Genomic DNA, 19,220 nt, shown 5'->3' on the forward strand with positions numbered 1-19,220 from the left:
GCACCTGGCCTGATCCTCACACACGAGATCAGGTTCGCCAGCGCCGTCCCCTTTCATCGGCCACTGCAGACCTTCCAAATGAGATGACTTCTAAGGGCTATAAGAAGCACAGCGCAGGGCCCGGCCACACCGACCAACGCCCCAACCCACCCACCACACCCACCAGCAAGGGGCCCGGGGCTGCGGCACCCGCTGGGCGGCCTCGAGATCTGGGCGGTCCGGTTGCGGGCCTACTGTGTGGCGGTGCTGAAACCGAGATGGAACTGCAAGACCTGTTGCTCGCCGTGGTCAACCGGATCCTCGTCCGGCACGGGCCCACCTGTCTGGGCGTTGTCGCCATGGTGACTGCCACCGCCCTCGTCACCGAGCTCCGGCAGGATCGGCCGACAGTCCATCAGCTTGAGACCGCAGGCTGACAGCCTGGCGCCCGGCGGGGCCAGGCTGTCAGCTCCTACGGCGCGCACGTACTGTTTCAGCGGTCGTCGGAACGGCCACTGGTCGTGGCCCGTATTCCCGGTGCTGGCGTCGGCCGCCCCGTACGTCGGCCCCGAGACGGACGGCCGCGCGCAGCAGGCGACGCGTGCGGCGTTCGAGCGGATCGCCGATGCCCTGTTCGAGTCGTATTCGCAGGGCGCCCGGGTCAGTCGGGACGGGCTGGGTTGGCCCGCTGCACACACCGGGCCTCAACGTCCTGAAGGTACGGCTGTTGATCTTGCTACAGGCGATTCACACCGCTCCCGCCGGTGGCTAGTCTGCCTGGATGACCACCGCACTTCCGCCCGCGCTTCGCCAGTTCGATGGCCATCCCAACGCCGCTCTGGCTGCGCGGGTATGGCGCGACCTCACCCGTATCGGCATTCCTGTCCACCTGATGACGGACGAGCGTGGGCAGGGGCCGGACGGAATGAGCCTGGCAGTCAACGACGACTCCCTCACCCTGGTCTGGAACCGGCCCACCGGAGACACTACGAGCCCGGCATTCGATGACGTGTTCACCGAGGCCTCGCACGCGGCCCACGTGCTGACCGCTGCCATCGCGGGCATCCTGGTCACCTTCGGGTACCAGGTGAAAGGCAAGCTGGAGTTCGGGGAAGAGGCATTCCCGCCGTACATCCACGTCAAGTCGGGCTCATAGGCGACACCGAAGGTGCGGCCCGCCGCTTCTATGCCGATGCGCTGCCGCGCGGCCACCTGACGGACCCGGACGACGGTCTGCCCGGGACACCCTCAGAACCTGGCCCGTCAGGCGTCCAGGGTGCGGCTGACACCGAGGATGAAGTAGTTGAGTGGTATCGGGTCGCCGGCCGTGTTGGCGATCTGGCCCGTATCCGCGTCGTAGGTCCAGTCCGGCCAGCGCCAGGAGCGCTGGAACGCCGCCGGCACCTGCACCGCGACGTACGACCCGGTGGCCAAGCGCGCGCCGGTTGTTGGGCCGCCGAAGTCGAGGCCGAGGTGGACGTCCTGGACGGGTACGTTGCGTCGGCGGGTGGCGATCGCCTTGGCCATGCCGACGGCGAGGTCGGACAGCGGCTTGATCGCCGGTTGGGCGACGGCGGCGAGGGTGAGTCCCTGCCGTAGGACGTCGGACTCGAGAAGGTCGAGGAACAGCTCGTCGTTGTCGTTTTTGACGTTCACTGTGTAGCAGCGGATGGCGAGGCCGGTCTCGAACGGTGCCACTCCGGTGAAGATGGGGAAGTTGATGACGGCGGCACTGTCGCCCTCGCGGATGCGGTAGGTGGCGTTGAAGTTCACGTCCTCGACGCCGGTGTCGGTGCGGTTCTGCACGAAGAAGTTGAACAGGACGCGGTGGATCCCTCCGCCCGGGTAGTCTGCCACCCGCAGCCCGTCCAGAGTGATGCGCAGCCGGGCGTTCTTGAGCGACGGATCGGCCTCGACCCGGCTGACGGGCCGGATTGCGCCGTCACCGGGCGCGCCTGCCGGGATGAATCCGATGGTGTGCGACGTGTGCCGCCACGGCGGGGCCCCGCCGAGCCATTCGAACGCGAAGCGGCCAACGCCGCTCTTGGCGGTGTTGCGGCCGCTGAGGACCGGCTCGCCAAGCCGGTCGGACAACTGCTCGTCTGTCAGGGCGGCGGCGAGTGGAATGCCGCCGAAGGGGTCGCTCATGTCCTCAGCTCCGGGTGGGTTGCTTCAAGTCGCTGGTTGAACTCGCGGATCCGGGTGGGCACTTCCCAGAGCGCGCCGCCCGTCTGCCTGGCGGAATGGAACGCCGCGACCGCCGTCTCGTGGCCGCGGGAGATCCACCCGTAGTGGAGGAGATTGCGTGCGAAGCGCCACAGGTACTGCCAGAGGTTGGGGTCCCGTAGCCGGATCAGCTCGGGCACGCTGTGCTCGAAGGCACCCACGGCTCTCGTGAGTTCGCCGCGCCCGAGGAGCACGAAGCTGAAGATCATCTCGGCGTGGGAGCGGTTCTCCGCGGACCGCCCACCCTGCTCCGCCATCGCCTCCTTCACCAGCGCGGCAATCTCATCCAGGGCCGCGGCGTCCTCCAACGGAAGGAGTTCGTCTGCGAAGAGGTCGCCGGTTGTCAGGGAGCGGAAACGGAGCCGGGCCTCCAGCACACGTGACGTGGCCTGGCCTAGCACATCCTCGGGCGGTCGGGCCTCCAGGCTGCGTCGCACATGGTCCAGGCCGGTCGGCAGGAGGGCGTCATCGGCGGCGGTCAGGATGATCTCGGCTATGTGCCAGTCCGGATCGCCCGGCCGGTAGCGCGGTCGCGCGGCCGGCTCCGCCATCTCGGCGGTGAAGGCGTTGAGCGCCCGGGCGAAGTCGCCGATGGACCGCAGGTACAGGCCCGCCGCGAAGTGATCGTCCTCGGGCGGAAGCAGGGGCAACGGGGACTGCCCCGGGCGAGGCTGATACGGCCAGTACGCGCTGACCCAGATCGCCTGGTACCAGACCCGGGCGGCGAGCTCGCCCGCTTGCAGCTGGGGCGTCAACGTATTGCGCTCCAGGACGTGCAGCAGCGCCCGGTCGAGGACCCGGCCGGCCAGATCGACGTCACCCTCGTACCGGCACGAGACGCAGAGGGCCTCGGTCAGGTCCACGATCGACTCGACGGTCTGGCGCTCCATGGCCATCCACAGCGTGTCGGCCAGGTTCTGCTTGTGATTCAAGAGCAGCTCGCTGACGGCCAGGGGCACGGCGAAGAGCTCGGTGGTGAGGCGCTTGGTCACGCTGGCTATCGTGGTGATGAGTGCGCCGTCCAGGTCGGCGTCTATATCCTGCGGGAGCCTCGACGCCACGAGTTTGAGCAGCGGATGCAGCCACCAGCCCGGCCGGTGGGTACTGGATTCCTCCATAAGGCCAGCCGCTAGCAGGCGCTTCATCAGCCGGGCCGCGACGCGTTCGGGCACTGGAGCGCCCGTCACCACGGTCACCAACTGGCTTACAGACGAGGCGTCACAGAAACCGTTGAACCGGGCGACGTACGGGATCAGGGCGAGCTCCCTAGCGTCGAGACGGGCCCGCAGATCCGCTGCGGCGTTCTCGGCCACCCGCGCGATCGCGTCCGTCCCGAGATCGGCGAGGCGATCCCACCTTGCCTCTTTTAGCCACTTGGACACCTCATTGGCGTCAACGCCGTCGGCGACGCGGTCGTATGCGGCGTTCAGCAGTAGCAGAAGAACTCCGGGCATGCCTCCGCAGAAATGCACCAGCGGGCGGAACGTTTGCACGTCGTACCGGCGGCCGGTGGTGCGGGCCCATTGCGCACCGAGCAGGGCCCGCCGGCCCATCGGCAGGTTGTCCGGCTTGAGATGCTGGTGCTCCGGCAGCCATGGCTGGTCTGGCGAGCGCGCGGTCACGATCACCCAGCCGGTGCGAGCCGCCCGGCGCACGAGCGCGGACGCGGCTGGCCCGGCCCGGTCGGCCTGGTCAAGCACCAGCAGGCCACCCTCCAGATCGTCGGGCGCGCGCCCCTCGAGCGCGGCGTCGTCACCGTCGAGGCGCAGGTAGGTCACCGGGCGGGGCTCGGGCGATGTGGAGGACCACCAGCGAGCGTACTCGACGGCCAGCCGGCTCTTGCCCGCGAGCAGCGGGCCGTGGATGAGAACGATCCTGGCCCGGTCGAGCTGATCCTCCAATCTCAGGACGGCCTGGTCGAAACCCATGACCGCCGGCGTGCCGAGCTCCGTGGGAACGCCGTCCAGCAGGCCGGCCGGTCGCGCCGGCGCGCCGGGTAAGGCGGCGAGCCGAACGGAAGCCCGTTCGATCACGACCGGGATGCACCAGTCGTCGACGGGCGGGCTCCCCGAGCGGTAGACACCGGCGGAGAACGGCTCGGCCTGCAGCCGCCGCCGCGCCTCCCGGGCCGCCGCACCCGGGCTGTCACCGTTGAGCAGCGCCGTGTAGAACGCGGCGAAGAAGCAGGACGGCGTGCCTGGGTAGACCTCGCGGCTCATGCCGACACAGGCTGGGACGCCTGCGGCGACGACCTCCTCGGCAATCGACGGCTGGCCGGTGGACTCGGCGGGCGCGGCCCTCAGGTACCGGTCGCCGCCCGCTGTGTCGGCTGATCGGCAGGCGTTCATGGTCAGCAGCAGGACGTCATTAGCGGCGAGTTCGTGGCCCAGGGTCGTGCCATCGATGAGGTCGGGCTCGTCATGGCTGGGGCTTTCGAAGACCAGATAGCCGGTATGTTGCGGGCCGCCAAACGGGTTCAGGATCGTGCCATGGCCGTCAATGTGGACTGCCGTGTATGGCACCCCCGCGGCCGCAGCGGCGCACAATCGCTCTATCAGCGCGTCGTAGGTTGGCGGGCGCAGCACGTCGATCTTGACGTGTGGCAGTGCACCGAGCGTACGCCAAAGCTCGTACGCGACGGCCCAGTACCCGATGTCCTGTGCGCCGCCCGGCCGGCTGATCACCAGCAGGATCCGCCGCACGGCCCGCTCCGCCGGCGCCACCTCCGCGACGTCACCGACTGTCCGCACGAAGGCAGCCGCTTGCATGACCAGCGGCTCCTCGGTCTCGGGGTCCGCTAGCAGCTCCCATGGCACGGCCGCGTCGTGCACGTCGTCTCGGATCTCTACCCTCAGCCGGTCGCCGGCGGCATGCACCCCGCCCGCGAGGGCGGCGGCGTCGCCGGTGAACAGTGCTTGGTACAGCGCCTCACCGATCGCGCGCTGGTCGCGGCGAACCCGGGCGACGCCGCCCTTGGACGCGGCGGCCCAGTTCTCCAGATAGTTCTCGTGGTACCAGCGCAGATCCTCTAGAAGGAACCGGTCGACCGCGGGCCGGAAGGGGACGGTAACGCGGTCGCCGTCCCAGCCGAGCTCGACCACCCGGGCACCGTCCCGATCGCGGTGGTGGATGCGCAGCGTCTGCACGTTCCCATCCTTCCAGGCACTCCGCCCCCGACCAACCCGAGTCCTTGATCTATCCCGGGACTCTCCGTCTCCCGTGCGCCGGTCGTATCAAGGCTGCTGGCGGGCACCGCACGAGATCGGCGTCCGCTGCGGGGTGGCGGGGAGCAGATCGGGAGCGTGCAACCGCTCGGCAACCGTCAGCCGCCCCAGCGCGCTTTCGCCCGCCCTGCCAGACAACGGCGCGAGAATCACGCGCTGAGCGCTCATGGCTGTCCCTTGTCCCGAGGCCGGAGGACGGCGAGGACGGCGAGGACGGCGGCGTGGACGAGGACGTCACCTTCGTCCTCAGCGGGCCGGTCCTGGTCCACGAGAGCGGCCTGACCGCCGTCGGCACCAGCGCAGACGGCGGTCACCCGCTTCGGCTAGGCAGGTCAGGACTTGCGGTTGAGCAGGAGGGCCACGATGGTGCGGGCCTCTCGTCGGCGGGTCGGCGTGGGGGCGGCGATCGCGGTGAGCGCGAGGACAGTCACGGTGGCCAGGTAGCCGGCGGCCGAGGTGGCCAGGGCGAGGATTGCGGGGTCGTGAGTGAGCACAGGGAGTCTCCTGGGGCCGGTGCGGGGCCGAGCCCGCGCGGTCGGTGGGGCGGGCCCGGCGGGTCAGTGGGCGGCGAGTTCCTGGAGCTGGTGGGCGATGTCGCCGGTGGGCAGGCTGAAGGGCCCGCACATCTCGCTGTGGGCTCCGGGCAGATCGTCGATGGCCTCGCGCAGGGCGTGGTCCGGGCTCGGCAGGCCGGTGGTGTCGGGCAGTGGCGGGGCCATGAGCGCCGCCAGGTACGGGTAGCCGGGCACGTCCGGCATCGCGGGCGGCACCGGGGCCGGTGCGTCTTCGTCGAGGCGGGCGGCCTGGTGGAACCAGTGCTCCGCGTCACGCAGTTCACCCATGCGGATGTGGTGCAGGTAGAGGCAGTACGCGGCGGTGAGGTTCCCGGCGCCGGCGGCGAACTGCCACCACCACTGGGCGTCGAAGGGCTGGCCGGTGAGGTCGAGCAGGCAGCCGAAGACCAGGCCGCCGCGCGGCTCCCACCGGGTCACGAGGTTGTCGAGCCAGGTGCAGGCGTCCGGTTCGTTGATCACCAGCTTGGTCAGGGCCTTCAGGTCCCGGCCGGCGTCGTCGAGCAGGTACCGCGCCGGCGGTTCCCGCCGCGCGGGCGGGGCGGGGCGCGGCTGGCGGCTGCCGCCCGGCGGGTGGCCTGCCGGTCGGCGATGTGCCGGCGGCCTGCTTCGAGGTCGTAGCGGGGACGGGCGTCGGGAGCGGGACCGGCGGCCTCCAGCAGCCGGTCGAGGTCGATGGTGCGGGTCACCGGGATCACTCCTGATCGTCCTTGGCGGTACCGGGGCGCAGCAGGCGGCGGGGGGCCAGGCGGGCTCGGATCTTCGCCTTGGCCTGGGAGGTGAGGGAGCGGACGGTGTTCTCGTCGATGCCCATCGCGCGGGCGGTGCGCTCGACGGTGAAGCGGTTGAGGTAGCGCAGGATGATGACGTCGAATTTGGCGCCGGACAGCTCCAGGACCGCGGCCGCGACCGAGACGCCGGTCTCCAGGTCGGTGGTGTCGGCGTCGATGTCGGCCTGGACGATCCGCTCCAGGGACGCGTAGGTCGCGTACACCGTCACCGGCTCACCGGGCCTAGCCGAGGCGACCAGGTCGGCGATCCGCGCGGCCTGCGTCGACACCTGCGCCCGGATCCGCCCGCCCGCCTCCGCGCTCTCCAGCGCCTCCTCCCGCGAACAGGCTGCCACCGCCAGGCCCCGGCGCCCACCCTTCAGCGACCAGGCCTCGGCCGTCTGCTCCAGGAGTTCGATCGTCGGCACCAGGACCAGGACGACGCCCCGCGCGGCCAGGCGCCGGGCGCAGCCGGCCGCGATCAGGGTCTTGCCGGATCCGGTGGCGGCGACCACGGTCGCGTGGACGAGCTGTGGCGCTTGGAGCCGGACTGGAACAGGTCGTACCGGCGCCTGCTGGCCTACCTCGCCGCCGGCGGCACCCTCGACGGCCCGGTCAACCGCACCGGCCTGGGCGACGACCCGGCGTTCCGGCCCGGCGCCTGGCTGCGCAAGCAAGGCAAGGCCCGCTCCGAGGGCAAGCTGACCGAACAGCAGACCGCGCTCCTGGCCGTCCGCGACCTCACCCGCACCCTCGACCCCGCCACGCTGCGCCAGGTCATGGGCTGGCTGGAGCGCACCCGCACCGCCGCTACTGCGCTGCGCGGCCCGGGGCAGGAGCGGCCCGGGCGGCCCGTCGTACGCCGCAGCACGTTCTGACGGATCGGGCCCGCCCCAAGGTGTTGACCGTGCTGTTCGGCGGGCGTTGGACAGGCGCTCCCGGGCCGGGGCCCCACACCCGGCCCGCAGCACGGGAAGGAACCGGTGCCCTGTGACCGGCCCCCACGCCGAGCAGCCGAACACCCACCGCCTTATCAAGTGCGAGGACTGCCAGGCGAGCCCGGACAGCGGCGACATCCGCACTCTCGCGACCGGTACCGGCGGCACCATCGAGACCTGGCACACCCGCGAGTGCCCCGCCTACACGATCCAACAAATCCTGGGGAGGCCAGCGCCCAGGAGGTCAAGGAACAGCAGGCCCGGGCCGAGGAGGCGCTTTTGGCCGCGCACCGCCGACTGCGCGATGCCGCGCAAACGCTCCCGGACGACGCCGCCGCGGCCCCGTTCGCCACGGGCCTCCTGGAACTCGTCCAGGCCCAGGCCGACGACACCAGCCGCTTCGTCGCCCTGCCGACCTGGACAAAGATCCTCGACCGGCACTTCCCACGACCCCAGTGACCACCGGCCCGACGCCCCGATGACAGGAACTCTCCGGCAGGCACCGATGGCGTCGACCACCACCAGACAGTCGACGCTATCGCGTTCAACGACCCCGCCCGCTACGCCGTCGTGGAGCTTCGAGGTCAGCGGGCATGCGGTCCTCGCGGCGAGGAACCGGCACCCGGGCGCGGGCGGCCATATCCTCAAACTCGCTCTGCAGCAGCGCTGTTGAGCCGGGCGCCGGTTCCGGCCATTTCCCGCAAAGCGTGCCGCTGACGTGATCGAAATGTGTAGCTTCGAGCAGACCGGAAGGCGTCGTTCGCCTTTGCGCCAGGCGCCGTAGGGCCTGGCAGCTATGGCGGCCTCTCCCCCTATCTCCGCAGACGGGACACGTGATGACCACCCCGAGCACCGGAACACCCGCCACCACACCAGCGACCACCCCGGCGGGTACGTCGCCCGCGTTCCAAGTGGACAAGGCGATGCTCGACGGCGCGACCCCGACGGACCTGCTCCCCTCCACCGGCAACTACCCGACGGAGATCGTCCGGTACCGCTCGGTGGTGCTCACCGACATCCCCGGGGCGAAGCCAGCGCGCACGCTGACCGGCGCCATCGACCTCGGCGAGGAGAACCTGCCGTTCTACGACCGGCCGGCCGAGGGCATGATCGTCACCACGGAGCAGAGCTGGTCGGCCCAGGGCGTCACGCTCGGCCGGCTGCTGCACAGCCTCGCGCTCGCGCCCGGCGAGAGCACCAAGGTCGCGGTCGTCGACTGGCAGCGCACCACCAAGGCCACCGGTACCGAGGCGGCGGCCGAGAACGAGGCGTTCTCCGCGACCAGTGACCAGAACCGGTCGATCAGCGAGGTCGCGAACGCGATCGCCCGCGAGGAGCAGTACGGCGACTCCCTGGCGATCCAGGCCAGCGAGTCGTCCAGCTCCGGCGGCAGCGGCGGCATCGCCACGGCCTTCGGCGGCGTCGGCGGCAGCTGGAGCAACTCGTCGAACGCCGGATTCGCGACTTCGGTGTCGCGCTCCACGGGCGTGCGGTCGGTCGCGAACGAGGCGTCGCAGCGGATCAGCGCGCGGACCCAGCAGTTGGCGACCGCTGCCCGCAGCCGGAACATGACGGTCGTACGGGAGACGACGCAGACGGAGAAGGACCAGGTCCTCACCCGGGTCGTCACCAACTACAACCACATGCACGCGATGTCGGTGCAGTACTACGAGGTCGTTCAGGTCTACAACGTGACGACCAAGCCGACCAAGCTGGAACGCTGTCTGTTCATCCCGCTGCAGGAGCTCACCTTCACCCAGAACAGCCTGCAACGCTACCGGGAGGTGCTCGCGTCGGTGGCGCCGACCGACTGGGCGGCGAAGATCCGTGCGGCGAACCCGTTCGACACCACCGTGCGCAAGCTCGCCCCGTGCAAGGCGCCGGAGGTGCCGGACAGGCAGCGGTTCGACGGGGTGGATCTGGTCGACATCGCTGCCTCGCCCATGGGCGTGTACGGGGTGCGCAAGGCTGACGGCAACCCGATGCGGTTCGATCCCGTGGCCCAGAAGTGGAGTCCGCTGCCCACCACAGGACTGAGCGGCGGCCTGACCCGGATCGCACCGGGCAAGAACTACGTCTGGGCGCTCAGGGCGAGCGACAAGGCGGTCATGCAGTTCGACGGGACGACCTGGCAGGTCGAATCAGGGGCTGGCCACGGGCTGCGCATCGCCGCCGGCGGGGACGACGTCATCTACATCGTCGGCACGGACAACAACCTCTGGTGGCGTAACGCGAAGGGCGTCTGGGCGAGCATGGGCATCGTGGCCGATGATCTCGCCGTCACCACTCACTGGAAGGTGTGGTACTGCCGGCAGGGGGCCCTGTACGAGCGCAGCGGCGACGGCTGGCTGCAACGGGGCGGGCCGGGCGTGCAGCGTCTGTCCGCCGCTCCCGACGGTGCGGTCTGGGCCGTCGTCCAGTCCCAGTCCACCACCGAGACCTGGCCCTTCGTGGCGGAACCCGGTGGGACGTCCTTGGTTCGGCCCACGACCGGTGGCCTCCAGAACATCGTCGGGGTGGCGCAGATCGCCTCGGCGGTCAAGGGGGACTACTGGGTGCTCATGAACGACGGGACGCTGAACCGGATCCAGGTGGGAGAGGCACCGACAGCCTTCGACGACCGGCCGAAGGACGACCCCTCCTCCGCGTCCAGGATCGACGTCTGGTACGACGGTGCCGGCATCCGCGGCATCCAGGTGGTCTTCCCGAGCCACACCTTCAGCTGCGGCGACACCGGTGACTCCGGCGTGCAGCAGCACAACTCCTACACCTTCGGCGGCGCCGACAAGCTGCTCTCGGTCGACGCCTGGTCCGGCACGACCGCCCGCGGCAGCCTCACCGGGCTGCGCCTGAAGATGACCTCGGGCGTGGCCAACTTCGGGATCGCCGCGAGCGCTACCGTCCCGCCCGACCTGTCCGTGGACGCCGGCGGCGCGGCCATCTGCGGGTTGTTCGGTTCGACGGTGAAGTCCGGCAGCCGTACCTTCGTCTCGTCGCTCGGTTTCTACGTGCGGGGCGGGACCGTGTCCCAGGCGGTCCTGGACCACCTGAACGACAACCGCCGCTACTACAGCCAGGCCGTCTGGGCCAACGCCGACGAGCTGACGCTCAGCCGTATCCTCGCCAACTACTCCTACACGCCAGCGGGTTCGACCGCGGCGCCCGTTCCGCTCGGCATGCTGCTGGACCCGAAGCCGATCGCCGCCACCGGCAACTACCTCGGCTTCCGCTGGAACTTCGCCAGCGAGCAGGAACGCGAGGAGTGGACCAAGTCCCGCCAGGCCGGAGACAACACGTTCGGGACGCCGGTGACCAACACGATAGCCATCGCCACCAACGGCGTCTTCGCCGAGGCCGTCCTCGGCCGGTCCAACGCGGCCGAGAAGATCGACCTCACCCGCTTCTGGAACTGGAAGGACTCGCCCATCCAGATCACCCCGGCCGACATCGCCCCGATCTCCACCGCATCGCGCGCGCAGAACCTCGACACCACGGCGGCCGGCATGGGCGTCTCCCAGGCGAAGTTCACGCCACTAGTGACGATGCCCGACCCGGTCGGCCTCCAGACGGCGCAGGCCATCGCCACCGCGAACCTGTTCCGCGACATGAGCGGCCTCAACAGCATGAGCCAGGTGCTCACCAAGGGCATCGAGGCCGCCGCGAGCAACGACAAGGACGCGGGAGCACGCGCTCAGGCGGCCTTGAAGACCGCTACTGAACACGTGGAGAAGATGGCTCAGATCGCGGTCGACGCCGCCGGCAAGGCGGCACCGCTGGTGACCGGCGGAGGCGGCAACCTCAGCGCCCTCGGCGGCATGCTGAACCAGGGCGCCAAGACCGAGTCGGCCCCCAAGCCCGACGCATCGGCCGCCAGCAGTTCCGGCACTCCCGCCAGCAGCGGCTCCAACGCGCAGACCAGCGGCGGATCCGCAACGACAGCCTGATCATCACGGCGAGCCGGCCCGGTCCACCACCCGGGCCCGCCCCACAATCCGAACAGCAACACCCATCACGTGGGTATGCCGGAGCTTCTTCCAGGTCTTCCGCTTCAGAAGACTTGAGCAGCGGCTCTTGCGTTCGGCGATCCTGGTAGGCAGGGTCTCCGGATGCGTGTTGATCCTGTTTCGGGCGACCTGTGGGAGCGGGTGGCGCCGCTGCTGCCACCCGCTCCCGAACGGCGCCACCGCCATCCCGGGCGACTACGTGTTCCGGACAGGGCGGCTCTCGCTGGCACCCTGTACGTGCTGCGGACCGGCGTTGCCTGGCGCGATGTCCCCGCCGAGACCGTCGGGTGCTCCGGGGTCACGGCCTGGCGCCGGCTACGGGACTGGACAGAGGCCGGAGTCTGGCGGCGCCTGCACGCCGACGACCCCGCCCGCTACGCTGCCGCTTCCTCGGCCGGCTCGTCGTCGATGTGCTTGAGCTGGCTGCGGGCCGCAACGCGGTCCTCGCCGGACAGCTTGGCCCAGTGCTCGTCGGCCCACACCGCATGAGAGGCCTGCCGCTCGGCCTCCTCCAACCGGGCAGACTCGGCCAGCTGCTCCTCACTCAGCCCCTGCCGAGCGGCTTCCAGATCGCCGCTCCACGACGGCAGCGCGGCCAGGTAGGCGCGGCGCTCGGCCTGCACAGCCACCAGAGCCCGCTGCGCCTTGATCAGCCGGTCCGGGTACTCATAGGTCTTCTTCTTGTCGCCCACGGCAGGCAATCGTACGTGTGACCCAATCCCGCGCCGGGCTGCGCCTCGCCACCGGCTCCTTCGCCCGGCCGCGCGGCCGGGCGCCCGGCCGCGGCCACTGGATCTGCCTGTCCCGCCGTGCTCGGGTTCCGGTGTTCGAGAGCCGGCTCGGGCGATCGTCATGAGTTGAAGCTTCCGGGGCGCCGGTGGCGCGCACCGCCGCCATGGCCCGGCCCGATCGGACCGCTTTTACGCGAAGTCGGTTCCCAAACCTCGGAATGTGACGCTCCGAAACTCTTTACCTTCGAGGCGTGAACGATCCCGGTGTTCGAACGACATGATGCTGCCTGTCGCCACGCTCCGGCCCTCGGCCATGGACAGAGCGTCACACACCACGCCCTCTTCCGCCAGTGGGCGAGGACGAGTCCGTCCGGGCTGACCTGCAGGGCGGTGGTGGTGTTCGGGATACCGGTGACGAGGTCGGCCAGCTGCTGGGGCTCGAGGGCGCGCGAAGCGCCGGTGATGCGCTGCGAGAAGAGGGACACGGGTTGCTCGTCCTTCAGGGATGGGAGGCGTGGGCGGGCGGCGTGCCGGGTTCGGCTGCCGGTGCGGGCGGGGGCTGTGTGACGGCAGCGGCGGGCAGGTGAAGGCGGGCACGCGTGCCGGTCCCCGCAACGGAGGCGAGGTCTGCGCGGAAGCCGAACGCGACGCAGGCCAGTGCGACGGTCCGCAGGCCGAGCGGTCGGCTGCTGGTCGGTGCGGGAAGCGGCGGGCGGTACCCCAGTAGAGCGAGGGCGTGTGCGAGGGTGAGGTCGTCCATCCCGGGACCGGGATCGGTGATGGTCACCACGGCGCCGCCCTGCGCGGCGGGTTCGACCGTCATCGTCGCGGCGCCGTCGACCACGGTCGCGGCTCGCGCGGCGTTGTCCAGCAACTCGGCGATCGCGGCGAGCAGCGGCTCGACCACCGCGCCCGGCACGGCGAGGGCAGCGTCGCTCGGGCCGACTAGGACGCGCTGGTAGTGGGCGATCGTGCACTGGGCGCCCCGTGCGACCTCGAGGAGCGGCACCGCAGCGGTGCGCCCTTGGGGCCAGGGGCCGCCAGCGAGAACGCTGGCGCGCCGGGCAGCCCGCAGCGCCATGGCGTTGGCGTGGTCGACCGCCACCACGTCCTTGAGCTGTTCGGGATCGGTGACGACGGCGTGCCGCTGGTCGAGACGTCGACGTTGCTCGGTCAGGACGGCGCGCAACGGCCTGACGCCGGCCAGCAAGTCCTGCCGGGCGTCGTCCTGAGCGCGGCGGAGCAGACTGGCGATCTGCCAGGCGGCTTGTCGCACCTCCGGTGAAGCGTCCGGGGGCAGAGGCAATCCCGTGCACACCGCGCGGGTGATCCCCGGGAGGACCGTACGAACGAACTCCTCAACCGTGGGGGCGGGCCTGCTCTGGGTCTTCACCGGGTCAGGTGCGCCGTCGGCCCGGGCCTGGGCGGTCAGGTCGCTGCCCGATGCCGCTCCCTCCGCAGGGGGCACGGCTGTGCAGAACACTGCGTTCACGGGGCCGTTATCGAGAACGGCAGGGGCTCCCGGTACGACATCAACGCACGCTCGCCGGGCGGGTAACCGCCGGACCATGGCTCTTCTTCCTCTCTCGACTCCGGGAGACGCCAGGCGGTGTTCCGCTGCCGTCGCGTTCTGGGTGCCGCCGACCGGCCGGGCGCAGCGGCGTGGACGGTGGATAACTCCCGGGTTGCTGCTCGGGGTGGCAAGACTCGCTGCGCCACGCGCGCTCGGCAACTATCCGAAGTTGAGCCGAAGGACTCGATCCAGGCGCAATGTTGGGCCGTCTCCGGCGCCTGACCCGGTCCGCGCGGTGAAATCGGGCCGTTTCGGCCCGGCTCTGCGGCGATCCGCGTTTCAGGGGCTGCCGGGGACGCACAATGGCCGGTATGACGAATAGTCACGGGCGCGGCTGCGTGAGGCGACTGCGCACATCTCCCGCAGTGATCGACCGTGGTCTGCCCGCGTTGGTGGCAGCGCTCCAGGAATGCTGCGCGATCAGTGCCCTGCGCGCTCATCGGCAGGCCCGGGGCTGGAGCCGCCCCGAGGTCGTCACCCGGCTGGCTGCACTTGCCGAGGAGCGGGGTCAACCGCCCTTCCGGGGGACCCGGGAGCAGCTGCGCACCTGGGAGGACCTCGGCACCCGGCCCCGCGAGCGGGCTGTGGGACTGCTGTGCGCCCTCTACGAGGCATCGCCCAGCGACCTGGGCCTGGACATCACGGCCTTCCCCGCCGCACTGGCGGCTGCCCCCGCGCCACAGCCACAGCAACCCGAGGCGGCGAACGACCGCGCCGAGCGGACCCGGCGCGCGATCAACCGCACCCTGGCCACCACCACGGTCAGCCCCGGGGAACTGGACCTGCTCGACGAACGCCTCCAAAGGGCCCGGTGCCTGTACGTCACCGCTCCCCCGGAACAGATGATCGAACTGCTGCTCGCCGACCTGGACGACATCCAGGCCTTGGCCGCCGAGCGCCAGCCGGCCGCAGCTCAGTCCCGCCTGTCCGAGCTCATCGCGATCGCCTCCACCCTCGTGGCCGACGCAATGATGAAGCTCGGCCGGCTGCCCGAAGCGCAACGCTGGTACGGCACCGCCCGCTTGGCCGCCGACGACGCCGGCAACCCCGAGCTGCGAGCCCGCGTCCGCGTCCAGGCCGCAATGCTCCCCTACTACTACGGGCCGCTCCTGGCCGCCGCCCAGCTCGCCCGCGAGGCTCGCCTGCTGAGTCGCGGCCGTCCCGGACCGACCGCAGTGTTCGCCGTCGCAGCCGAGGCCCGGTCGCTCGCCCGGCTCGGCGACCCCGACAACGCCAAGGCGGCCATTCGCCTTGCGCAGGACCTCTTCGAGCACTGCCAGGACACGCCCCAGGACGACGCCTGGGCCTTTCCCGAGCGGCGCCTGTGGCTCTACCTCTCCGGAGCCCACACCGCTCTCGGGGAGACCGCCAAAGCCCGTCACGCCCAGCAGCAGGCGCTGTCCCTCTATCCCGAGGGGCACACCGGCATCGACCCGGCTCTCCTTCGCCTCGAGGAGGCGATGTGCCTGGTGACGGACCACAGCCCAACGGAGGCGCTGCAGATGGCCGTCCACGCCTACAGTGAGGTACCGGCCTCGCATCGCACCGCCATCCTCGGTGCTCGGGCCCAGGACGTCATCGACATACTGCCCGCCCAGCTCCAGTCGGGCCGTCCGGCCCGGCAGCTCGCCGAGATGCTCGCCCTGCCTGCCGGGCAGGGATGACAGCGGCCTACGACGTAGGAAAACCTGACCCACATGACCATCACCGACGTCACCGCTGGCGGCTACAGCGGCGTGCACTTGGCAGACCTCCTCGACCGGGCATGCCGCACAGCTGGGCTCAGCCCTGAAGGCGCGATACTGCTGCGAGGCCACACGAACGCCGTATACCACCTCCCCGGCGAAAGCGTCGTGGTGAAGATCGCCCGGCGCGGCACACCCGCCGAATCCGTCCGGCGAACCGTCGCCCTGGTTGAGTGGCTCACCGCGGAGGGTTTCCCGACGGTCGGCCTGCACCCCGTTTGCCAGCCGGTCGAGGTTGATAGCCACCTCGCGACGATCTGGACCCACCTGCCTCAGCCCAGCCACCCCGTTGCCGCCGAGCAGCTGGCTGGCCCGCTGAAAGCCTTGCACCAACTCACCGACCCGCCCATGGCACTGCCTCCGGTGGACATGGTGACCGCCATCCGCCGCTCATTGGCTGTCGCCAGCGTTCTGACCGCGAATGAACTCAGCTACCTCCAGCGCCGTCTGGACCAGCTCGAGACGGATCTCGCTGGCGTCACCTACCTGCTGCAGCCCTCGGTCATCCAGGGCGATCCCCAGCACCGCAACGCACTGCACACCAGCGACGGCCAGGCCGTCCTGTGTGACTGGGACACCGCAGCCTTCGGGCAGCCGGAATGGGACCTGGCCACCATCGAGATCCACTGCCGGCGATTCGGCTACAGCCCGTCGCACTACTCGGCGTTCGCCCACCAGTACGGCCTGGACATCACCACCTGGGACGGCTACCCAGTCCTGGCCAGGCTGCGAGAACTGCGGATGATCACCACCAACGCCAAACGTGCTGCGCCTGGGTCTACCACCATCACCGAAGTTCGGCACCGCATCGCGGGCATCCTCAGCAACGACCCCCACCAGCTCTGGACCATTCTCTGACTCATCCCGCCATCCGCCGCATCGACCATTCGGTTGCACTCGGGGCGCGTCATATCTGCTGTCCCCGCCCGAACGGAGTGGCCCGAGGGCCCGTCGATGCCCGGCCCGCGCCGGGCTGCCCCGTTCACCAGCCCGCCGCCAGCCCAGGCTTGGCCTGACCGGCTTCTGGACCGGGCGTCCGCGAGACGGCGGCTGGCCGGGGCATCGTGACAAACCCCGGCTGACCGCTGGGCTTCGCCCGGACGAACCGCTTCTACTCGCGCGCGATCACCGCTCGGCTGCCGCCACCGTGTGGCGGAGCAGTAGTGCGGTGGTGACCGGTCCCATGCCGCCGGGCACCGGGGTCAGCGCGCCGGCGGTCTCGGCGACGGCCGGGTCGAGCACCTTGCTGTCGACGTCCAGGAGGCCGCCGCCTGGGCGGCGGCCTCCTTGCGGCCCGGCTGACCGGTCTCAGACTGGTGAGGCGTACGTCACATTGCAGTCGCCGTCCGGGACGAGTCGCGCATGGTGTGGCGCTCAATCGCCCGAGCGGTGGCGAGGCAGTCCAGCGGCCTGTTGATACCCATGAGTGATCAACGCCTCATATATCACGGCTGCCCTGCTCTCCGTAACCTCCACAGCAAGTTCTGTGGACCGCTTTGCCGTCAGCCCGTCGATCTACATCAATATCTGACGAACAATTTGACCGATGTCGCCTCAGTAATTGATGGCACGACTGGACATCAGATAGGCCAAAAAGGATTCACTTATCAGATCCCAGACAACTGCGGAATTTGCACTAACCGGCAATTTTGATCTTGGCGTTCGATGAAAGGAAAGATCCTTATCGGCGGCGCAGCCGCCTCCCTGGGCATGAGCGGCCCCGTTCCATTCGATGGAGATTGTCAGCGCCCGTCTTTACGGTGCTCCATGTCGTTGTGTGGGCAGCCACGGAATGGGGTTCTACCCGTGCCCATTTCCGGGTGGCTGTCCGGCTCGACCATCGGCATGCCCGTGAGATATGAGCGTGGAAGGAGGGCCTGGATGGATGGCGTGTGGTGGCGCATGCTCGATACGGACCTTTTCGGCGTCTTCGCCGACAAGGACTACGAGCGGCGCGAGCTGTCGGCTGCAGTGCTCGGAGCTTTGTTGTTGGCAAGCAGCCGGGGGCCGATGTGGACACTGTCCGACATTCGCGGTCTGCTGGTGGAGGTTGGATACGGCGTTCCGGTCGGCAATGAGGTGCTGTCGGACGTGGTCGAGCGGCTGACGGACACCGGGTATGTGACTCGCTTCCGGGACTACAGCGCTCCGGTGGGAAGCTACGCGGAAGGTGCTCGTCGGCGTGAGGCGTGGTCGCTCACCCGGGAGGGTCGGGTGATGGTCGCGGCTGTGCGGGATGCGGTGAGCCGCCTGGATCGGACGCTGCAGCTGCCGCCCCGGCTGCTCGATGCGGTGGAGCAGACGCTGCGCGGGCTGCTGCACCACTATCGCGAGGACGCGGGGATGCTGGCGCCTGCCCTCGAGAAGCACATTCATGCGCACCTGGAGCAGTTGCAGGAAGCCGGCGGTGACTTCTACAGCGCGGTGGGGGCGCTGGCCCAGAACGACGTCAGTGACGATGTGGTGTTCGCGACCAGCCGCCGGCACATCCTGCTGGCTCTGCAGCACTTCGCGCGCCGTACCGAGCACTCGCTGGGCCGGGTACGTTCGGCCTTCGACGAGCTCGAAGCAGTGGGCCTCGACGTCTTGGCACGGCAGGCGCTGCCCGACGCGGGTGTGCTGGAGCCTGCGGCGCAGGACCGCTGGGTCGAGGAGAAGGTGCGTGAACTGCGTGATCTGAAGGCGTGGTTCGCTCCAAGGGGGTCGGTCGAGCGGCTGGTGGCTGCCGCTGCGGATGCCATTCACGCCCTGCTTGGTGCCATCGACCGCCGCTACTACGCGACGACGCGCGGCAGTGATGTGGGCGCGGACTTCCGGCAGATCGCCCGGATGCTGCACGCCCAGCCCACCGTGGCCGATGCCTACCAGGTGTTCGCCGCCGCGTTCGGGATGTGGCCTGCCCGGCATCCGCTCGCACCGGGTGAGGAGGACGTCGCGGTGTACGACCGCGCGCAGGACGGCGGGTGTCACGAGGTGAAGGTGGTCCTGCGCCGTACGGAGCGGGGAGCGCACGCGACGGGGGCGCCGCGCAGGATTCCCGATCTGGACCAGGAGCGGCAGCGGGGCGAGGAGGAGAACGACGCCGAGCTGGAGCTTCTGGAGATCATCGCTCGCGGCCTGGTCACCCCCGGCCCCGTGCAGTTGTCCTTCTTCGAGGGCCTGGACGCCGACCACACCGCCGTGTTGATCGGGCTGCTGGAGGAGGCGTTGAACGGGTTCGACGACTCGGTGGGCTGCGGATCGACCTCCACGGTGGGGGCGAGCCTGACACTGTGGCCTGGCGAGGTGGGGCGGATGGTGACGGTGGAGTTCGAGGACGGCACGTTGACGGCACCCGATGTCCTCGTCGAGATCCGCCTGCTGGAGGGCGGCGTGGAAGGGATGGCCACGTGATGGCCGCAGGCTCTGTGTCGATGTCACGCGGGGCAGGCGTCGGGCTAGAGCCCGAGGCCGGGCTG

The 19,220-nt window shown here is 70.0% G+C and carries 17 protein-coding genes and 1 pseudogene; 9 read left to right on the plus strand and 9 right to left on the minus strand.

All coding sequences use genetic code 11. The annotated features are described in order from the left end of the window. The first annotated feature begins 257 nt into the window (after nt 1-257). Both ACIRVF_RS39070 and ACIRVF_RS39075 read left to right on the plus strand, forming a co-directional pair. Nucleotides 258-416 carry a hypothetical protein gene (locus ACIRVF_RS39070; protein WP_402829133.1) on the plus strand — a complete coding sequence of 53 codons (159 nt, stop codon included), beginning with the start codon at nt 258-260 and terminating at the stop codon, nt 414-416. A gap of 344 nt (nt 417-760) precedes the next feature. Then, nucleotides 761-1,135 carry a hypothetical protein gene (locus tag ACIRVF_RS39075; protein ID WP_402829135.1) on the plus strand — a complete coding sequence of 125 codons (375 nt, stop codon included), beginning with the start codon at nt 761-763 and terminating at the stop codon, nt 1,133-1,135. Between the two features lie 107 nt (nt 1,136-1,242). Here ACIRVF_RS39075 and ACIRVF_RS39080 read toward each other — a convergent pair whose 3' ends face one another. The 6 genes from ACIRVF_RS39080 to ACIRVF_RS39105 form a co-directional block, all read right to left on the minus strand. Further along, on the minus strand, nt 1,243-2,127 hold the full coding sequence (locus ACIRVF_RS39080) for a hypothetical protein (RefSeq protein WP_402829137.1): 885 nt from the start codon (nt 2,125-2,127) through the stop codon (nt 1,243-1,245). Continuing rightward, nucleotides 2,124-5,351: a CHAT domain-containing protein gene (locus ACIRVF_RS39085; RefSeq protein ID WP_402829138.1), complete on the minus strand. Its 3,228-nt coding sequence runs from the start codon at nt 5,349-5,351 to the stop codon at nt 2,124-2,126. Before ACIRVF_RS39085 ends, ACIRVF_RS39080 begins: the two co-directional genes overlap by 4 nt. A 410-nt stretch (nt 5,352-5,761) precedes the next feature. Beyond that, nucleotides 5,762-5,923 carry a hypothetical protein gene (locus ACIRVF_RS39090; protein WP_402829139.1) on the minus strand — a complete coding sequence of 54 codons (162 nt, stop codon included), beginning with the start codon at nt 5,921-5,923 and terminating at the stop codon, nt 5,762-5,764. A gap of 63 nt (nt 5,924-5,986) precedes the next feature. Then, nucleotides 5,987-6,463 (minus strand): hypothetical protein, encoded by a 477-nt coding sequence (locus ACIRVF_RS39095; protein ID WP_402829141.1) that lies wholly within the window; start codon nt 6,461-6,463, stop codon nt 5,987-5,989. A gap of 17 nt (nt 6,464-6,480) precedes the next feature. Further along, nucleotides 6,481-6,690 carry a hypothetical protein gene (locus ACIRVF_RS39100; RefSeq protein ID WP_402829143.1) on the minus strand — a complete coding sequence of 70 codons (210 nt, stop codon included), beginning with the start codon at nt 6,688-6,690 and terminating at the stop codon, nt 6,481-6,483. A 5-nt stretch (nt 6,691-6,695) separates the two neighbouring features. After that, on the minus strand, nt 6,696-7,286 hold the full coding sequence (locus ACIRVF_RS39105) for a sigma factor-like helix-turn-helix DNA-binding protein (RefSeq protein ID WP_402829145.1): 591 nt from the start codon (nt 7,284-7,286) through the stop codon (nt 6,696-6,698). 6 nt (nt 7,287-7,292) lie between these two features. On the opposite strand from ACIRVF_RS39105, the gene ACIRVF_RS39110 reads away from it, so the two are divergent. From ACIRVF_RS39110 to ACIRVF_RS39125, 4 genes and pseudogenes are all read left to right on the plus strand, one after another. Continuing rightward, nucleotides 7,293-7,649 (plus strand): helicase associated domain-containing protein, encoded by a 357-nt coding sequence (locus ACIRVF_RS39110; RefSeq protein ID WP_402829147.1) that lies wholly within the window; start codon nt 7,293-7,295, stop codon nt 7,647-7,649. Between the two features lie 339 nt (nt 7,650-7,988). After that, nucleotides 7,989-8,168, plus strand: coding sequence for a hypothetical protein (locus ACIRVF_RS39115; protein WP_402829149.1), 180 nt, complete (start codon nt 7,989-7,991; stop codon nt 8,166-8,168). A 377-nt stretch (nt 8,169-8,545) separates the two neighbouring features. Continuing rightward, entirely contained in the window at nt 8,546-11,653 is a 3,108-nt protein-coding gene (locus ACIRVF_RS39120) for a hypothetical protein (protein ID WP_402829150.1), read from the plus strand. Between the two features lie 162 nt (nt 11,654-11,815). Continuing rightward, nucleotides 11,816-12,070: pseudogene (locus ACIRVF_RS39125) on the plus strand (transposase); the annotation flags it as partial. Nucleotides 12,071-12,087: 17 nt separating this feature from the next. Here the strand turns inward: ACIRVF_RS39125 and ACIRVF_RS39130 are convergent. Together ACIRVF_RS39130 and ACIRVF_RS39135 are read right to left on the minus strand one after the other, a co-directional pair. After that, nucleotides 12,088-12,405, minus strand: coding sequence for a hypothetical protein (locus ACIRVF_RS39130; protein ID WP_402829152.1), 318 nt, complete (start codon nt 12,403-12,405; stop codon nt 12,088-12,090). 538 nt (nt 12,406-12,943) lie between these two features. Further along, nucleotides 12,944-13,720, minus strand: coding sequence for an ATP-binding protein (locus ACIRVF_RS39135; RefSeq protein ID WP_402829154.1), 777 nt, complete (start codon nt 13,718-13,720; stop codon nt 12,944-12,946). Between the two features lie 608 nt (nt 13,721-14,328). Here ACIRVF_RS39135 and ACIRVF_RS39140 point away from each other — a divergent pair. After that, on the plus strand, nt 14,329-15,681 hold the full coding sequence (locus ACIRVF_RS39140; RefSeq protein WP_402829155.1) for a hypothetical protein: 1,353 nt from the start codon (nt 14,329-14,331) through the stop codon (nt 15,679-15,681). A gap of 33 nt (nt 15,682-15,714) precedes the next feature. After that, nucleotides 15,715-16,620: a phosphotransferase family protein gene (locus ACIRVF_RS39145; protein WP_402829157.1), complete on the plus strand. Its 906-nt coding sequence runs from the start codon at nt 15,715-15,717 to the stop codon at nt 16,618-16,620. A gap of 267 nt (nt 16,621-16,887) precedes the next feature. Here ACIRVF_RS39145 and ACIRVF_RS39150 read toward each other — a convergent pair whose 3' ends face one another. After that, nucleotides 16,888-17,004, minus strand: a complete 117-nt coding sequence (locus ACIRVF_RS39150) for a hypothetical protein (RefSeq protein WP_402829159.1) — start codon at nt 17,002-17,004, stop codon at nt 16,888-16,890. A 639-nt stretch (nt 17,005-17,643) separates the two neighbouring features. Between ACIRVF_RS39150 and ACIRVF_RS39155 the strand changes: the two genes are divergently transcribed. Further along, nucleotides 17,644-19,155: a DUF2397 family protein gene (locus tag ACIRVF_RS39155; RefSeq protein WP_402829160.1), complete on the plus strand. Its 1,512-nt coding sequence runs from the start codon at nt 17,644-17,646 to the stop codon at nt 19,153-19,155. The last annotated feature ends 65 nt before the right edge of the window (nt 19,156-19,220 follow it).

This window comes from Kitasatospora sp. NPDC101157, from assembly GCF_044768255.1.
Classification (GTDB): domain Bacteria; phylum Actinomycetota; class Actinomycetes; order Streptomycetales; family Streptomycetaceae; genus Kitasatospora.

Bases quoted from the DNA above. Each gene is read 5' to 3' on its own strand.
- ACIRVF_RS39155 (WP_402829160.1), top strand. From the start codon at position 17,644: ATGGATGGCGTGTGGTGGCGCATGCTCGATACGGACCTTTTCGGCGTC.
- ACIRVF_RS39145 (WP_402829157.1), top strand. From the start codon at position 15,715: ATGACCATCACCGACGTCACCGCTGGCGGCTACAGCGGCGTGCACTTG.
- ACIRVF_RS39075 (WP_402829135.1), top strand. From the start codon at position 761: ATGACCACCGCACTTCCGCCCGCGCTTCGCCAGTTCGATGGCCATCCC.
- ACIRVF_RS39070 (WP_402829133.1), top strand. From the start codon at position 258: ATGGAACTGCAAGACCTGTTGCTCGCCGTGGTCAACCGGATCCTCGTC.
- ACIRVF_RS39140 (WP_402829155.1), top strand. From the start codon at position 14,329: ATGACGAATAGTCACGGGCGCGGCTGCGTGAGGCGACTGCGCACATCT.
- ACIRVF_RS39080 (WP_402829137.1), bottom strand. From the start codon at position 2,127: ATGAGCGACCCCTTCGGCGGCATTCCACTCGCCGCCGCCCTGACAGAC.
- ACIRVF_RS39120 (WP_402829150.1), top strand. From the start codon at position 8,546: ATGACCACCCCGAGCACCGGAACACCCGCCACCACACCAGCGACCACC.